The 15,575-nt window shown below is 62.5% G+C and carries 13 protein-coding genes; all 13 read right to left on the bottom strand.

Translation table 11 applies throughout. The features are described from left to right. Positions 1-40 precede the first annotated feature (40 nt). The 13 genes from recN to ftsW all read right to left on the bottom strand — a co-directional run bounded on the left by recN (position 41) and on the right by ftsW (position 15,568). Positions 41-1,705: a DNA repair protein RecN gene (gene recN, locus LQK84_RS09100; RefSeq protein WP_230828391.1), complete on the bottom strand. Its 1,665-nt coding sequence runs from the start codon at positions 1,703-1,705 to the stop codon at positions 41-43. Between the two features lie 5 nt (positions 1,706-1,710). Further along, a complete protein-coding gene (locus LQK84_RS09095; RefSeq protein ID WP_230828390.1) occupies positions 1,711-2,583 on the bottom strand; it encodes an outer membrane protein assembly factor BamD in 873 nt (290 codons plus the stop codon). Between the two features lie 243 nt (positions 2,584-2,826). Next, a complete protein-coding gene (gene lpxC, locus LQK84_RS09090) occupies positions 2,827-3,783 on the bottom strand; it encodes a UDP-3-O-acyl-N-acetylglucosamine deacetylase (protein ID WP_230828389.1) in 957 nt (318 codons plus the stop codon). Between the two features lie 270 nt (positions 3,784-4,053). Next, entirely contained in the window at positions 4,054-5,907 is a 1,854-nt protein-coding gene (gene ftsZ, locus LQK84_RS09085) for a cell division protein FtsZ (RefSeq protein ID WP_230828388.1), read from the bottom strand. A gap of 78 nt (positions 5,908-5,985) precedes the next feature. Beyond that, positions 5,986-7,314, bottom strand: a complete 1,329-nt coding sequence (ftsA, locus tag LQK84_RS09080) for a cell division protein FtsA (RefSeq protein WP_230828387.1) — start codon at positions 7,312-7,314, stop codon at positions 5,986-5,988. Continuing rightward, complete coding sequence (locus tag LQK84_RS09075; protein WP_230828386.1) at positions 7,311-8,243, bottom strand: cell division protein FtsQ/DivIB; 933 nt, start codon at positions 8,241-8,243, stop codon at positions 7,311-7,313. The genes ftsA and LQK84_RS09075 overlap by 4 nt, the downstream gene beginning before the upstream one ends. Beyond that, the gene (locus tag LQK84_RS09070; RefSeq protein ID WP_230828385.1) at positions 8,231-9,157 is read right to left on the bottom strand and encodes a D-alanine--D-alanine ligase; all 927 of its coding nucleotides are present in this window, start codon (positions 9,155-9,157) and stop codon (positions 8,231-8,233) included. The genes LQK84_RS09075 and LQK84_RS09070 overlap by 13 nt, the downstream gene beginning before the upstream one ends. A gap of 270 nt (positions 9,158-9,427) precedes the next feature. Further along, the gene (locus LQK84_RS09065) at positions 9,428-9,712 is read right to left on the bottom strand and encodes a MoaD/ThiS family protein (protein ID WP_230828384.1); all 285 of its coding nucleotides are present in this window, start codon (positions 9,710-9,712) and stop codon (positions 9,428-9,430) included. Beyond that, positions 9,705-10,787, bottom strand: coding sequence for a WD40/YVTN/BNR-like repeat-containing protein (locus LQK84_RS09060; protein WP_230828383.1), 1,083 nt, complete (start codon positions 10,785-10,787; stop codon positions 9,705-9,707). Before LQK84_RS09060 ends, LQK84_RS09065 begins: the two co-directional genes overlap by 8 nt. A 112-nt stretch (positions 10,788-10,899) precedes the next feature. After that, positions 10,900-11,874 carry a UDP-N-acetylmuramate dehydrogenase gene (murB, locus tag LQK84_RS09055; RefSeq protein ID WP_230828382.1) on the bottom strand — a complete coding sequence of 325 codons (975 nt, stop codon included), beginning with the start codon at positions 11,872-11,874 and terminating at the stop codon, positions 10,900-10,902. A 5-nt stretch (positions 11,875-11,879) separates the two neighbouring features. Beyond that, complete coding sequence (gene murC, locus LQK84_RS09050; protein WP_230828381.1) at positions 11,880-13,286, bottom strand: UDP-N-acetylmuramate--L-alanine ligase; 1,407 nt, start codon at positions 13,284-13,286, stop codon at positions 11,880-11,882. After that, on the bottom strand, positions 13,283-14,407 hold the full coding sequence (murG, locus tag LQK84_RS09045; RefSeq protein WP_230828380.1) for an undecaprenyldiphospho-muramoylpentapeptide beta-N-acetylglucosaminyltransferase: 1,125 nt from the start codon (positions 14,405-14,407) through the stop codon (positions 13,283-13,285). Before murG ends, murC begins: the two co-directional genes overlap by 4 nt. A 6-nt stretch (positions 14,408-14,413) precedes the next feature. Beyond that, positions 14,414-15,568 (bottom strand): putative lipid II flippase FtsW, encoded by a 1,155-nt coding sequence (gene ftsW, locus LQK84_RS09040; protein ID WP_230828379.1) that lies wholly within the window; start codon positions 15,566-15,568, stop codon positions 14,414-14,416. Positions 15,569-15,575: the final 7 nt, after the last annotated feature.

Here is a 15,575-nt window from a genome sequence, read left to right as displayed (position 1 = left end):
CCGACTCCAGTCATGATCTCGTATGTCGAAATTCGTAGCCCTACCCGCCGAGAAGACTTGCCGCCGCCGCCCTCGCCTCGTCGGTCACGGTCGCGCCGGCCAGCATGCGGGCGATTTCCTCGCGTCGGGCTTCCTCATCCATGCGGTGAACGCGGGTGGCGATCGTCCCGGCATCTCCGGTCGGCCCCTTGGAGATGAGGAGATGTGTGGCCGCACGTGCGGCGACCTGCGGCGCATGGGTGACGGAGAGTACCTGCACCTTTTCCGAAAGACGCTTGAGCCGCTGGCCGATGGCATCCGCCACGGCCCCGCCAACGCCCGTGTCGATTTCGTCGAAGACCAGCGTCGGCGCCGAGCCGCGATCGGCAAGCGCCACCTTCAGTGCCAGGAGGAAGCGCGAGAGTTCGCCGCCGGAGGCGACCTTCATGATCGGGCCGGGCCGTGTGCCCGGGTTCGTCTGGACATGGAATTCGATCAGATCGATGCCGGACGACGCCGCGTTGGCGTCGTCGCTCGCGACATTCGCGAAGAAGCGCGCGCGCTCCAGCTTGAGCGCCGGCAGTTCCGCCATGACCGCCTCGCCCAGCGCCACCGCGCCATTGTGCCGCTTCTCCGACAGAACGCGAGCCAGCGCAAAATAGTGCTGCTTTGCCTCGGCGACTGCGGCCTCCAGCTTGCCGAGCTTCTCCTCGCCGGCATCGAGATCAGCGAGATCGCCAATCATCCGCACGGCAAGCGCCGGCAGTTCGGAAACCGGGACATTGTACTTGCGCGAGGCAGCGCGAAGCGCAAACAGCCGCTCCTCGACGCGCTCCAACTCGCGCGGATCGAACTCCGTCTTGCGCAGTGCCGCCTCGACCGCCATCTGCGCGTCGGAAAGCTGGTTCAGCGCGCCATCAAGCAGCGCCACCGTGTCTTCAAGAAGGCCGGGAACTTCATGGCTCTTGCGCTCCAAACGGCGCAACATCGAGGCGATTTCCGGAACGGGCGAATGATTGCCGTTGAGGAATTCGGACGCCTCGGAAATGTCACCCGCAATCCGCTCGGATTTCTGCATGGCGGTGCGGCGCTCGGCCAGCACATCCTCTTCGCCGTCCTCGGGCGAGAGCTTTTCCAGCTCCTCGACGGCAGAGCGCAGGAAATCGGCCTCGCGGGCGGCGGCCTCGACCTTCTGGCGATGCGTCTCGAAGGCGCGCTCGGCCTGTTTCCAGGACCGCCACGCCTGCCCCACGCGCTCTGCTTCGGTGGAAAGCCCGGCAAATGCATCGAGCAGCAGCCGGTGGGCATGCATGTCGACCAGCGCGCGATCGTCATGCTGCCCGTGGATCTCGACCAGCAGCGCGCCGGCATCGCGCATCAGCTGCACGCTGACGGGCTGGTCGTTCACATAGGCTTTGGTGCGGCCATCGGCGGATTGCTGGCGGCGGAAGATCAGGTCGCCATCGTCGTCGATGCCGTTTTCCCGCAGCATGAGGCGCGCGGGATGATCCATGCCGACATCGAAGGAGGCCGTCACCTGCCCCTTCTCCATGCCGTGACGCACGAGAGAGCCGTCACCGCGCCCGCCCAGCGCCAGCGACAGACTATCGAGAAGAATGGATTTGCCGGCACCCGTTTCACCGGTCAAAACCGACAGGCCGGCAGAGAACTCGAGGTCCAGCCGTTCGATCAGAACGATATCGCGGATCGACAACTGGGCAAGCATGGGGATCAGCCTTCGCCGAGCACCAGCTTCTTGGCAGCGCGGGAAATCCACGAGCCGGAATTCTCGCGCGGCTCAAGGCCACCGGATTTCAAGAGCTTGAAGCTATCCGCATACCACTGGCTGTCGGGATAGTTGGCGCCGAGAACGGCGGCAGCCGTCTGGGCTTCCGTCGTCACGCCCATCGCATAGTAGCATTCGACCAGACGGGCGAGCGCTTCCTGAACCTGATTGGTGCTCTGGTAGGTCTCGACAACGTTGCGATAGCGCGAGACGGCGGCAATGTATTCCTTGCGCTCCTGATAGTAGCGCCCGACCTGCATTTCCTTGCCGGCCAGCTGATCCTTCGCCATACGGATCTTCGAGCGCGCGTCATCGGCATATTCGGAGGTCGGATAGTTGTCGACGACGGCCTGCATCGCCTTCATCGTTTCGGCCGCATAGCGCTGGTCCTGCGTCACGTCCGGGATCTTCTTGTAGAAGGAAAGCCCGACCAGATACTGGACGTAAGCGGCATCCTTCGATTCCGGGTAAAGCTTCATGTAGCGACTGCCGGCGACGATCGCCTCGTCAAACTGGCCGTTGCGATAGTTCAGGAAGGTGCTCATCACGAGTGACTTGCGGGCTTCTTCCGAGAAGGGATCCTGCTTGTCGATGGCCGCGAACTTCGCCTTCGCCTCGCCGACATTGCCGGCGTTCAGGTTCGCCAGGCCTTGAGCATAAAGCTTGTCCGCCGGATCCGTATTCGCCTTGATCTTGGTGATGTCGATATCGGGATCGCTGTTGCAAGCCGAAAGACCGGCGCCGGCCACGGCAAGCGCAACAGACAGCAGGGCAAATCGTACTTTCTTGTTCAGCGCGGCGGTATTCGCAAATTCCATCGGAAAAGTCCCATTTGAAGCGGTCATGCCAAGGTTGCCAGAACCGCCAGTGACGCGTTTCTATCTCCAAACGCATGCCAAGAGCAACGCCATGATCGGCCTTTGCCGCAAATTTGTGGCGTTTATAACAAAGAACAGCCCAATCGGGCTGTCCATCAACGAAGAATTTTTGAGATGATTGTCGTTCGATGCAAATCTAGTGGAGCGCATCGGCAAGTCCGCGCGAAGCGAAGTCGCCTCGCCTCACGCGCTCCAGGGCGCGAATTCCGGCGCGTTAACCGCGATCATCTCGAAGGCGCGAACGCGCTGGCGGCTGACAGGGGCTTCCACGACTTCGTAAGCCGACGGATCCTGCAGCAGTGCCTTGAGCGCCAGCGCATTCATCTTGTGGCCACCGCGATAGGAGCGGTAGCAGCCGATGAACTGCGCGCCGGCCAGCGCCAGATCGCCAACGGCGTCGAGCGTCTTGTGACGCACGAACTCGTCACCCTTGTAGCGCAGGCCTTCCGGGTTCACGACAGTGTCGTTGTCGGAAATGACGACCGAATTTTCGAGCGACGAGCCGAGCGCGAGGCCGGCGGCCCACAGGCGCTCGACATCGCGCATGAAGCCGAAGGTGCGCGCGCGGGACAGCTCGTCCTTGAACGAAGCGGCCGTCAGTTCGCCCTTCCAGGACTGCTTGCCGATCAGCGGCGTCGGGAAGTCGATCTCGACTTCGAATCGCGTACCGTCATGCGGAACGAACTCGCTCCAGCAATTACCGGCCTCGATGCGGACAGGCTTGATCACGCGAATGTAACGGCGCTTGACGCCGAGCGTCTGCGTGCCTGCAAGTTCGATCGCTTCGATGAACGGAGCCGAGCTGCCATCCATGACCGGGATTTCCGCACCCGTCACCTGGATGACGACATTGTCGACGCCCATCGCATAGAGAGCCGCCATCAGGTGCTCGATCGTGGCGACGGACGTGGCCGGCGAAAAGCCGAGCATGGTGCAGAGATCGGTATTGCCGACCTGCGAGGACACGGCCTTCAGCTCGGTGACATCACCATTCTCGTGCATGCGGTGGAAAACGATGCCGGTACCGGCCTCAGCGGGGATAAAGGTAACGCTCACCTCGGACCCAGAATGGACGCCTACGCCCTCCAGCGTAAAAGAGTTTGCAATGGTTGTTTGCAAGCCCAGGAAATCAACGCCCATCAGAACCTTCCGATCATTACCCGCGGCCGATGCCGCCATCACGCATACTCGCTGACACCTGGAGCATTTGCTTCATGTCGGCGCGGACTCACATACATGAACCCGTTGTCATGAAACTAGATAGTCCCCTCGCCAGAAAAGGCCAAATCACTGTTTTTATCGCTTTGTAACGTTTTGAAGCGAAGTCGAGATCGAAATGTTTCCAATGTCTTAAAACGAAAACGCCCGGCCATGTGACGGCCGGGCGTGGGTAAGCTTGGGTGAACCGTCTCAGTTCGACTGACGGCGCAGGAAGGCCGGGATTTCGAGCTGGTCGTCTTCATGCGAAGAGACCGGCTTCGGAGCCGAACGACCGAGGTCATCGAGCTGGCCGCGACGCGGAGCGTAGAGGCTGGCTTCTGCCGAAAGACCACGACGCTGCTGCTGGGCGGCCTGCGGCGCTGCCATCTCGGCCGGAGCTGCCGGCATCTCGTCTTCCTTGCGGCCGAGCGAGTTCGTCAGGCGCTTCAGGAGACCCATCGGGCCACGCTCGTCACCATGCGACGGCACGTCACGCGTACGATGATCCATCTCGGCCTTCACGACCGGCGGGAAGTCCTCGATGCGCGGCATGCGGGCCATGTCGGGCTCGCGGCGTTCCATCACCGGCTGCATGACGGGCTCAGGCGCGACGGCGGCGACCATCGGCTGCGGCGCGACCGGCATCGGAGCGGGCTGCTCCATGCGGGGCGACATGTCCATCATCGGCTCGGCGCGACGCGGCTCCTCGACGCGGGGAGCAGCGGCAACCGGCTCGAAGCGCGGCTGCGGAGCCGGCGCTGCGACGGGTGCGGCAGCAACCGGCTGCGGAGCGGGACGCGGAGCAACCGGAGCAACCTCTGCCGGCGGTGCCGTGAAGAGACGGCTCTGCGGGCGGAACGTGTCCTGCTGGGCAGCGGGCTGCGGTGCAGCGGCCGGAGCCGACTGCGTTGCAATTTCAAGCTCGCGCTCCATGGCGACTTCCGCCTGGCGGATGGTTTCGGCGACCGGATCAACGGTCTTGGCGGCCGGCTGCTGATAGGCCGGCGAGATGGCGGCAACCGGAGCGGAAGTCACGGCTGCCGCCGGACGAGCGATCGGGCGCACCGGAGCGGCCGGGCGGACGTCCTCGGAGGAAACATTGCGGTCGATGCCGGTGGCGACGACCGAAACGCGGATGATGCCTTCCAGCGATTCGTCGAAGGTTGCGCCGAGGATGATGTTGGCGTCCTGGTCGACTTCTTCGCGGATGCGGGTCGCTGCTTCGTCAACTTCGAAGAGCGTCATGTCGCGACCGCCGGTGATGGAGATCAGCAACCCTTGCGCACCCTTCATCGAGGTTTCGTCGAGCAGCGGGTTGGCAATGGCGGCTTCTGCTGCGGCCATGGCGCGGCCATCGCCCGAAGCTTCGCCGGTGCCCATCATCGCACGGCCCATTTCGCGCATGACGGAACGGACGTCGGCGAAATCGAGGTTGATGAGGCCTTCCTTGACCATCAGGTCGGTGATGCAGGCAACGCCCGAATAGAGCACCTGGTCGGCCATCGCAAACGCGTCTGCGAAGGTCGTCTTGTCGTTGGCGATGCGGAACAGGTTCTGGTTCGGGATAACGATCAGCGTGTCGACCGACTTCTGCAGTTCGGCGATGCCCTGATCGGCGAGGCGCATGCGGCGCTGGCCTTCGAAGTGGAACGGCTTCGTGACGACGCCGACGGTCAGGATGCCCTTGTTGCGGGCGGCCTGGGCGACGATCGGTGCCGCACCCGTGCCCGTGCCGCCGCCCATGCCGGCGGTGACGAAGCACATGTGGGTGCCGTTCAGGTGATCGATGATTTCATCGATGCATTCTTCAGCGGCGGCGCGACCGACTTCCGGCTGCGAACCCGCGCCGAGACCTTCGGTGACCTGCACACCCATCTGGATGATGCGGTCGGCCTTGCTCATGGTGAGCGCCTGGGCGTCGGTGTTCGCGACAACGAACTCCACACCCTGCAGACCGGAATTGATCATGTTGTTGACTGCGTTACCGCCGCCACCGCCGACACCGAATACGGTGATGCGTGGCTTCAGCTCAGTGATATCCGGCTTCTGCAACTTGATAGTCATGGTACCCGTTCCTTCCTGGTTCTTGCCGTTTCGCCGTAACGGCAAATTCATGTTGTTCACTCACGACCGCCTTGGCGGTCAGAAACTGTCTTTGAGCCACTGCCCCATGCGGGCGATCCGGCCACTGCCGTTGCCGAACCCGCTGAAGAGGCCGCTCTGGGTCGCGAGCTGCTCGAGCTCTGCGACCTGCGGATAGATCATCAACCCCACGGCCGTGGAGAATGCCGGCCCCTTGGCTGCCGCCGGCAGGCCCGAGACACCCAGCGGACGGCCAACGCGCACGTTGCGGGCCAGGATCTTGCGCGCCGTTTCCGGCAGGCCGATCAGCTGGCTTGCGCCGCCTGTCAGCACCACCCGCTTCCCCACGACCGGGGAGAAACCCGACTTGTGGATGCGGTCGCGGATCAGCTCCAGCGTTTCCTCGATGCGGGCGCGGACAATTCGCGAAACGAGCGCACGCGGTACATTGACCGGCTGGCTCTCGATATCGCCGTCCATCGGCGGCACCGACAGGATTTCACGCTCGTCCATGGTCGTCGCAATCGCCGAACCGTGGACCGTCTTCAGTCGTTCTGCATCCTCGATGCGGGTCGAAAGACCGCGCGCCAGATCCGTCGTCACATGATGGCCGCCGAGGTTGACGGCATCCGTGTGCACAAGCCGGCCTTCCGCGAAGACCGAGATCGTCGTCGTGCCGCCGCCCATGTCGATGGCCGCGCAGCCGAGTTCAGCCTCGTCATCTACCAGCGCAGCAAGGCCGCTGGCATAGGGTGTTGCGATCATGCCTTCGACAGACAGATGCGCGCGGTTTACGGCCAATTCGAGATTCTTCAGCGCCGGGCGTTCTGCGGTGACGACATGCATGTCGACACCGAGCAGGTCGCCATACATCGAGACCGGGTCCTTGATGCCGCGTTCGCCATCGAGCGAATAGCCCGTCGGCAGCGCGTGCAGCATGGCGCGATCCTGCTTCATCGACGACTGGCTGGCGGCCTGGAGAACACGACGCAGGTCGGTTTCCTGGACTTCCTGGCCACCCAGATCGATCGAGGCGGTGTAGATGTCGCTGCCGAGACGGCCGCAGGAGACGTTGACGATCAGGCTTTCGACCGTCAGGCCCGCCATGCGCTCGGCCGCATCGACGGCGAGACGGACGACGCCTTCGGCGGCTTCCAGATCGATGATGACGCCATTCTTGACGCCACGCGACTTGTGATGGCCGATGCCGAGGATCTCGACATTGTGCGTGCGACCCGGAAGCACTTCGCTTTCCGGACGCGGCGTCAGCTTGCCGATCATGCAGACAATCTTCGTCGAACCGATGTCGAGCACCGAGACCACATGCGAACGCTTCGAAGAGAGCGGCCTCAGGCGGGGTAGACCGAAGGAAGAACCAAACAGACTCACGCGCCCTTCTCCATCAGCTTCTTGAGCATTTTCGCGCGATCGGCGACAGCCTTGTCGCGGCGCACTGCTGCATCCTGCGTCAGCTGGATCGTGGTGCGATCGGGCAGACGCAGATCAACAGTTTCAATATCGCGCTCCAGAACCTGCTGGTCCTGCTCGAGCGTCGAAAGGGCATGCATGGCACGGGCGATATTCTCTTCCGGCAGACGGACAACGACACCGTTGTCCATGCGCAGATCCCAGCGGCGACCGCCGATGCAGATATAGGCCTTGATGCGGGCCTGCAGGTCGGGCCAGTTGGAAAGCTGCTCTGCGAAAGCCGCAGCTTCAAGCTGGGCACCATCGCCAACGAAGAGCGGCAGGCTCGCAAACTTGTTGTCGCGCAGCGGCGCAATGACCTTGCCATCCTTCTCGATCAGCGAAAGCTCGTCGCCATGCTGCCAGATGCCGTAGGCAACGCGCTCGGAAAGCTTGATCTCGACCGTGTTCGGATAGACCTTGCGGACTTCCGCATTCTCCACCCATGGCAGCGAGATCAGCCGCTCGCGGGCATTGGCGGCGCTGAGAAAGACGACCGAGGACGACCCGTCGAGGCCGAGCTGCTGCAGGATGTCGATTTCGGAGGTCTGCAGGTTGCCGGAGACCTTCACATTGTCGATGGAAAAACCGATGGCCGAGGTCGTTGCTTCCGCAACGGCACCGGTGTGGCCACCAAGCACCATGCCGTAGAGACCCGTCGCAGCAAAAAGCGCCAGCGCGCCGGCAATGCCGGCAAAGCGCGGAACGGTGACACGGCCATCCGCCAGCGAGACCGCCAGACGGAAGGCGCGGCGGACCGGACGCGGCAGCACGCCCGCAGCATCCGGATCGGATACAGCCGCGCCGCCAAGACCGTAATATGCCCTGCCCCGACGTCTCAACGCAAACACGACGCGTCCTCCACCATCCACTTGAGGAATTCACCAAAGGAATGACCCGCATGCGCGGCCATTTCAGGCACAAGAGAGGTCGGGGTCATGCCCGGCTGCGTGTTGATCTCAAGCCAGATAAGCTCTCCGTCTTCCGAAAAACGGTCGTCATACCTGAAGTCCGATCGGCTCACGCCCCGGCAGCCGACCGCCTGATGTGCCTTCAGCGCCAGTGTTTGTATTTTTTGGTAAATTTTCGGTGAAATCTGCGCAGGAAGAATGTGCTCAGAGCCGCCGGCAGCATATTTCGAATCATAATCGTAGAAGCTGTTCGCCTTCGAGACGATTTCGATGACGCCGAGCGCCACATCGCCCATCACGGCGCAGGTCAGCTCGCGACCATAGACATAGCGCTCCGCCATGACGCGATCGCCATAGCGCCATTCCGACGAGGTGATGACCTGCGGCGGATGCGACTGGTCTTCCTTGACGATGACGACGCCGAAGGACGAGCCTTCCGCGACCGGCTTCACGACATAGGGCGGCTTGATCGGATGTTCATGCGTAAAATCGAATCGGCTAAGCACCTTGGCTTCGGCGACCGGCACGCCGGCAGCCTTGACCACCGTCTTGGCAACAGCCTTATCCATGGCAAGCGCAGAGGCAAGAACGCCGGAATGCGTGTAGGGAATCTCCAGATACTCGAGAACACCCTGGACCTTACCATCCTCGCCGAAGGGGCCATGCAGGGCATTGAAGACCACGTCGGGCTTCAGATCGAGCAGAACGCTTGCGATATCGTGACCGACATCGACCCGCGTAACACGATAGCCCACGGCCTCAAGCGCGTCAGCGCACGCGCTTCCCGACGAGAGGCTTACCGGCCGCTCGGAAGAAAACCCGCCCATCAGAACTGCGACATGCTTGACGCCCACGATACACCCCAATCTCTCTACACGATATTTTCCCGCCGGAGGCTTGCACGAGCCTTTTGTGAACCCCGAGCGCAATACCGCGAAAATCGTTAACCAATAGACCTAGGAATGGTTAATGAAGCGTTTACTTTCGTTAACCGCAGGGCTTTGCCGACAAAAATATTTTGGAAATGGCAAGAAAGGCACGAGCGTCGAACCCCCATGAAATCAGGGCTTTGAGGCGTGGGTTGAACGCTGTCCAATGTGACCCTCAGCGGCGTGCGCCGGACATCAGCCGCCGCTGACGGCAGTCAGCACGAAGACCGTTGCACCGGGTACGATTTTCGTCTCCAGCGCCGTCCTCTCTCCGTCAATCATGATGGAAATGTGCTTCCGGACGGACGGGCGCGAATCTTTGAGACACGCGCCCATGCCCGGCCAGCGCTGATCGAGCGCATCGATCAGCGCGCCGACATCGGCGGCGGCAACAGTCAGACGCCGCTCCGCCTCCGGATAGAGCCTCAAAAGCGCGTCGGGCAAAACGACTTCGCACGACGCGGCAGACGGTTCAGTCATGAATCACCATGGTCTCCACCGAATGGATCACCGGCAGGTGCTGCGCGATCACGCCCCAATCATCGCCCTCATCGCGGCTGCCGTAAAGCGTGCCGGTGTTCGTGCCGAAATAGATGCCGGCCTGATCGAGATTGTCGGTCGCCATTGCCTGCCGGAGCACGCCGAAGAAGGCATTCTCCTGCGGCAAGCCGCTGCGCAGCGCAGACCACGTCGCCCCCGCGTCACGGCTCCTCCACACCGCCGCCTTGCCATCCGGCACATAGCGACCTTCGATCGCACCGTTCAAGGGAATGAAATAGACAGTATCCGCATCATGGGGATGGGCGGCGGCCGGAAAGCCGAATTCGGACGGAAGCCCTTCTTCGATGCTAACCCACTGTTCCCCGCCATCGTCGCAGCGATACATGCCGGTGTGATTCTGCTGGTAGAGCCGATCGGGCCGGCCGGCCGCCATGACGATGCAGTGCACGCATTGCCCCGTTTCGGGATATTGCATCCCCTCCGGCATGAAGCCGGCGCGGGTCCCCTTGTTGCGCGCATCAAACGTCTTGCCGCCATCGGCCGTATGGAAAACGCCCGCCGTCGAGATCGCCACCCAGAGCTCGTTCGGGTCATCAGGGTGCGGAACGATGGAATGGAGGATCAGCCCGCCCGCGCCCGGAACCCATGTCTCACGTGAAGGATGCGCACGAAGTGATTCAACCTGTTCGAAATTATCGCCGTCGTCAGCGCTGACGAAAAGCCCCGCCGGCTCGACGCCGACATGCAGGCGTCCATGCGACTTGGCCAGGCTCCAGGCCGATTTCACAGGCTCCTCGCCCTCCGAATAGTTGAACCCGTTGCCGGAGCGCGTCCATATCTGCCCCAGATCGGTCGACTTCCAGACAGACGGTCCGAACCATTCGTTGCCGCCGGCCGCATAGATCGTACCCGTGGCAGCATCGCCGATCACATGGTTGATCGGCCAGGCATCGCAGTAAGGCCCCCTCAGGGCCCAGTCCTGCCGCGTTTCATCGCTTTCCGCAATGAACGTGCCCTTCTTCGTACCGATCAACAGGATAACGCGCTTGGCCATGATGTCCCCCTCTCCACTGGTCAGGAATTACCATAGCGCAAGCTTTCGATATGTTGAAGTCAACCTTTGTGAAAAAGACAAACGCCGGCGTCTCCGCCAGCGCTCGATGTTTTCAGTCGGTGGTCACGCCCAGAAACGGCTTGATCTCCAGCCCCGGCATGAAGTTGCCGAGCCGCTTGATCTCCCATTCCAGCTTGATGCCGGAATGTTCGAACACGCGGGCGCGGACCATCTCGCCGAGATATTCGAGATCATGGGCGGTCGCCTGCCCCGTGTTGATCATGAAGTTGCAATGGAGCGGCGACATCTGCGCGCCGCCATTCATCAGGCCGCGGCAGCCGGCCTCGTCGATCAGCACCCAGGCAGAGTGGCCTTCCGGGTTCTTGAAGGTCGAGCCGCCGGTCTTCTCGCGCACCGGCTGCACCGTCTCGCGGTGATGGCGCACGGCGTCCATTTCCTGTCGGATCTTCGTCTTGTCGTCGGCATGGCCTTCAAACACGCCATGCGTGAAGATCAGGCCTTCCGGCGCGGAGGAATGGCGGTAGGCATAGCCCATCTCGGCCTTGGAAAGCACATGGAGGTTGCCCTTGCGGTCCACGGCATGCGCCTCGATCAGACGTTCGCTCGTGTCGCCGCCATTGGCACCGGCATTCATGCGCAGTGCGCCGCCGATGGAGCCGGGAATGCCGTAGTAGAAGGCAAAGCCACCGATGCCGTTGTCGAGCGCCATGGCGGACAGGTTCTTGTCCGGGCAGATCGCGCCGGCCTTGATGCGGTTCTCGCCGACCAGTTCGACATCGCCGAAGCCCTTGGCCGACAGGCGCACGACGACGCCCTTGATGCCGCCATCGCGCACCAGAAGGTTGGAGCCGACGCCGACAACCGTCAGCGGCACCTCGTCCGGCAGCCCCTTGAGGAAGGTGACGAGATCTTCGACGTCATGCGGCTGGAACATCAGCTCGGCAAGACCGCCGGCATGGAACCAGGTCACACGGTCCATCGGTGCGTCCGGCGTCATGCGGCCGCGCACATCCTTCATGGCATCGCCGAAGGACTCCAAGAGTTTCTGACCGTCAACCTGTTTCATGCAAATTATCCTGCAATCTTCTTCAATTCTTCCGGCAATGCTGCCGCCCAGCTTGTGATGTTGCCAGCCCCCAACATGACTACGAAATCACCCGGCTTGGCAAGGGCTGCGACCACGGGCGCGATATCTGCAGCACCCGAGACGAAGCGCGCATCGCGATGGCCGGCGGACTTGATGCGCGAGACAAGCTCTTCCGCGCTCACGCCCTCGATCGGGTCCTCGCCCGCCGCATAGATCGGCGCGATCATGATCGTGTCGGCGTCGTTGAAGCAGCCGGCAAAGTCTTCGAAGAGGCTTGCGACGCGGCTGTAGCGATGCGGCTGGTGAACCGCGATGATGCGGCCCTGGCAGGCCTCGCGGGCCGCACGCAGCACCGCCTTGATCTCGACGGGATGGTGGCCGTAGTCGTCATAGACCGAGACGCCATTCCAGTCGCCGACAAGGGTGAAGCGACGCTTGACGCCGCCGAAGGACGAAATGCCCTTGCGGATCGCGTCCGTCGAAATCCCAAGCCTGTGGGCAACGGCAACGGCAGCCGTCGCATTCGACACATTGTGTCGGCCGGGCATCGGCAGGCGCAGATTGTCGATCAGGATCGTCTCGCCGGTGCGGCGGCGGCGGATTTCCACGTCGAAGACCGAAACCGGCCCTTCCATGCGGATATTCATGAAGCGTACGTCGGCCTGCGGGTTGGCACCATAGGTCACGACCTTGCGGTCCTCGATGCGGCTGACCAGCGCCTGCACTTCCGGATGGTCGAGACACATCACGCCGAAGCCGTAGAACGGCACGTTCTCGACGAACTGCTTGAACGCCGCGCGCACGGCATCGAAACTGCCGTAGTGATCGAGGTGTTCCGGGTCGATGTTGGTCACGATCGCCACATCGGCGGGAAGCTTCAGGAAGGTGCCGTCGGATTCGTCGGCTTCCACCACCATCCACTCACCCTCGCCCATGCGGGCGTTGGTGCCATAGGCATTGATGATGCCGCCGTTGATGACGGTCGGGTCGAGCCCGCCGGCTTCGAGAAGGGCCGCCACCATCGAGGTGGTCGTCGTCTTGCCATGCGTGCCGCCGATGGCGATTGCATTGCGGAAGCGCATCAGTTCGGCCAGCATCTCGGCGCGGCGCACGACCGGCAGCAGCTTCTCGCGCGCGGCGATCAGCTCGGGATTGTTCTTCTTGATGGCGGTCGAGACAACGACGACTTCGGCGTCGCCCAGGTTCTCCGCCTTGTGACCGACGAACACGTCGATCCCCTTGGCGCGCAGACGCTGCACGTTGGCGCTGTCGGACTGGTCGGAGCCCTGCACGCGGTGGCCGAGATTATGCAGCACCTCGGCAATGCCGCTCATGCCGATGCCGCCGATGCCGATGAAATGAACGAGCCCGATGCTCTGGGGCATTTTCATGTGCGCTGACCCTTGAATTGTGAAACCGTCTTGCCCGCCGCAATAGCCTCCACGAGATCGGCAAGCAAGTTCGCCGCATCAGGTTTGCCCGCCTGTTTCGCAGCATAGGCGGTCTCGAGAAGCCGCATCGGCTGTTCCATCGCAATCTTCAGCACATCGGCCAGCTTCTCCGCAGAGAGCTTCGATTGCTGGACGACCCTCGCACCGCCCTTTTCGACCAGAAGGGCTGCATTGGCCGCCTGGTCGTGATCAAGCGCGAACGGATAGGGCACGAAGAGCGCCGGCCGCCCGATCACCGCGATTTCCGAAACGGTGGACGCGCCCGAACGGCAGATGACGAAATGCGCGGCACCAATGCGCTCCGCCATGTCGGTGAAGAAGGGCGCAATCTCGGCATTGATCCCGAGCTTGGCATAACAGGCCTTGACGCCCTCGGCATCTTCAGGCCGCGCCTGCTGGGTGATCACGAGGCGCTGCTGGAGCTCAGCCAGCAGAAGCGTGACGGCTGTCGGAACGGCGGTCGAGAAGAATTGCGCGCCCTGGCTCCCGCCGAACACGACGAGCTTGAACGGGCTTGAGCCTGCGGATGGCACATAGGGATGCGCCGCCGCCTTGAGCACGGCCGGACGAACCGGATTGCCGGTCGTCACCGTCTTCGACGCATATTGCCCATCCGTCTCGGGCAGGAAGCCGCCAGCAATCGCCTTGACCTTCGGCGCCAGCATCCGGTTGGCCCGCCCCATGACGGCATTCTGCTCATGGATCATCGTCGGCAGGCCGAGACGCGAGGCCGCCAGAAGCGGCGGAACGGTCGGGTAGCCGCCGAAGCCCGCAACGGCAACCGGCTTGATGCGCCGCATCAGTGCCTTGGCCTGGTTCGTCCCCTGCCACAGCGTGAAGAGCGCCTTGGCGACGGCGATCGGGTTCTTCGAGCCGATGGTGGCCGAAGGCACGATATGGATCTCATCGGCCGGGAACTTGCCGGCATAACGCTCGGCGCGCGAATCCGTCACCAGATGAACCGAATAGCCGCGCGCCTTCAGGCTATGCGCGAGCGCTTCTGCGGGGAAAAGATGACCGCCGGTTCCCCCGGCAGCCAGCATGACGATGCCTTTGCTCATAAAACCTCACTCGGCGGGATGACCATGGGCGATGCTGAACAGGCGGCGCTCGCGAGAGCGCGTCTCGGGCCTGTGCCGCGTCAACGCCAGGATGAAACCGGCCGTGATACAGATCGCGATCATCGACGAGCCGCCATAGGAGATGAAGGGCAGCGTCATGCCCTTTGCCGGCAGCAGCTCGAGATTGACCCCGATGTTGATGAAGGACTGGATGCCGAACTGCAGCACCAGACCGGAAATGGCGAAACGGTTGAACGGGTCCTTCTCGCGATAGGCAATCGACAGACCGCGCATCACGATGAAGGCAAAGAGCGCAACCAGCGCCATGCAGAAGATAATGCCGAATTCTTCCGCCGCCACGGAGAAGACGAAGTCGGTATGGGCGTCGGGGATGATCTTCTTCATCTGCCCCTCGCCCGGCCCCTGACCGAACCAGCCGCCGCGAAAGATCGCCTGACGGGCGGTATCGACCTGGAACGTATCGCCCTCGCCGGTCAGGAACTTGTCGATACGCGCCGCCACGTGCGGCAAGAGGACGTAAGCCGACGTCAAACCACCGACTGCGAAGATCGCCAGAAGCGTGATCCACAGCCACGGCATACCGGCCATGAAGAACATGCCGCCCCAGACCGAGGTCGTCAGGATCGTCTGCCCAAGGTCGGGCTCGGCAACAAGAAGTGCCACGACGATGCCGTAGAGCAGGATGGCGAAGAGATTGCCCGGAATTTCAGGCTGTTTCTGATGCTCGGCAAACAGCCAGGCGCAGACCACGATGAAGGCGGGCTTCATGAATTCGGAGGCCTGGATGCCGAGCGGCCCGAGCGAGATCCAGCGCCGCGAACCCTTCACTTCAACACCGATGAAGAGAACCAGCACCATGAGCGTCAGCGAGATGATCAGCATGATCACCGCGGTGCGCCGCACCGTCTTCGGCGTCATGAAGGAAAAGCCGATCATCACCGCGAGCGCCGGCAGCAGGAATTCCGCATGCTTGGTGACAAAGTGGAATTCTCCGGCCCCGATGCGCTCGGCCACGGCCGGAGAGGCCGCGAAGGACAGCATGAAGCCGATGCCCATCAGCAGAACGAAGACGAACAGAAAATACCGGTCGATCGTCCAGAACCAGTCTGCAACCCTACCCCTGTCCGCGCGGCTTACCATTCGACCG

The organism is Rhizobium sp. C4, assembly GCF_021026315.1.
Lineage (GTDB): Bacteria > Pseudomonadota > Alphaproteobacteria > Rhizobiales > Rhizobiaceae > Ensifer_A.
The sequence above is the reverse complement of the archived record's forward strand: the minus strand, read 5'-3'. Positions and strand labels throughout refer to the sequence as shown.

Excerpts from the sequence above, each read along its gene's own strand:
- murG (WP_230828380.1), bottom strand. The coding sequence starts at position 14,407 with ATGAGCAAAGGCATCGTCATGCTGGCTGCCGGGGGAACCGGCGGTCAT.
- lpxC (WP_230828389.1), bottom strand. The coding sequence starts at position 3,783 with ATGGGCGTTGATTTCCTGGGCTTGCAAACAACCATTGCAAACTCTTTT.
- murB (WP_230828382.1), bottom strand. The coding sequence starts at position 11,874 with ATGAAACAGGTTGACGGTCAGAAACTCTTGGAGTCCTTCGGCGATGCC.
- ftsW (WP_230828379.1), bottom strand. The coding sequence starts at position 15,568 with ATGGTAAGCCGCGCGGACAGGGGTAGGGTTGCAGACTGGTTCTGGACG.
- LQK84_RS09060 (WP_230828383.1), bottom strand. The coding sequence starts at position 10,787 with ATGGCCAAGCGCGTTATCCTGTTGATCGGTACGAAGAAGGGCACGTTC.
- murC (WP_230828381.1), bottom strand. The coding sequence starts at position 13,286 with ATGAAAATGCCCCAGAGCATCGGGCTCGTTCATTTCATCGGCATCGGC.
- ftsZ (WP_230828388.1), bottom strand. The coding sequence starts at position 5,907 with ATGACTATCAAGTTGCAGAAGCCGGATATCACTGAGCTGAAGCCACGC.
- LQK84_RS09095 (WP_230828390.1), bottom strand. The coding sequence starts at position 2,583 with ATGGAATTTGCGAATACCGCCGCGCTGAACAAGAAAGTACGATTTGCC.
- recN (WP_230828391.1), bottom strand. The coding sequence starts at position 1,705 with ATGCTTGCCCAGTTGTCGATCCGCGATATCGTTCTGATCGAACGGCTG.
- LQK84_RS09065 (WP_230828384.1), bottom strand. The coding sequence starts at position 9,712 with ATGACTGAACCGTCTGCCGCGTCGTGCGAAGTCGTTTTGCCCGACGCG.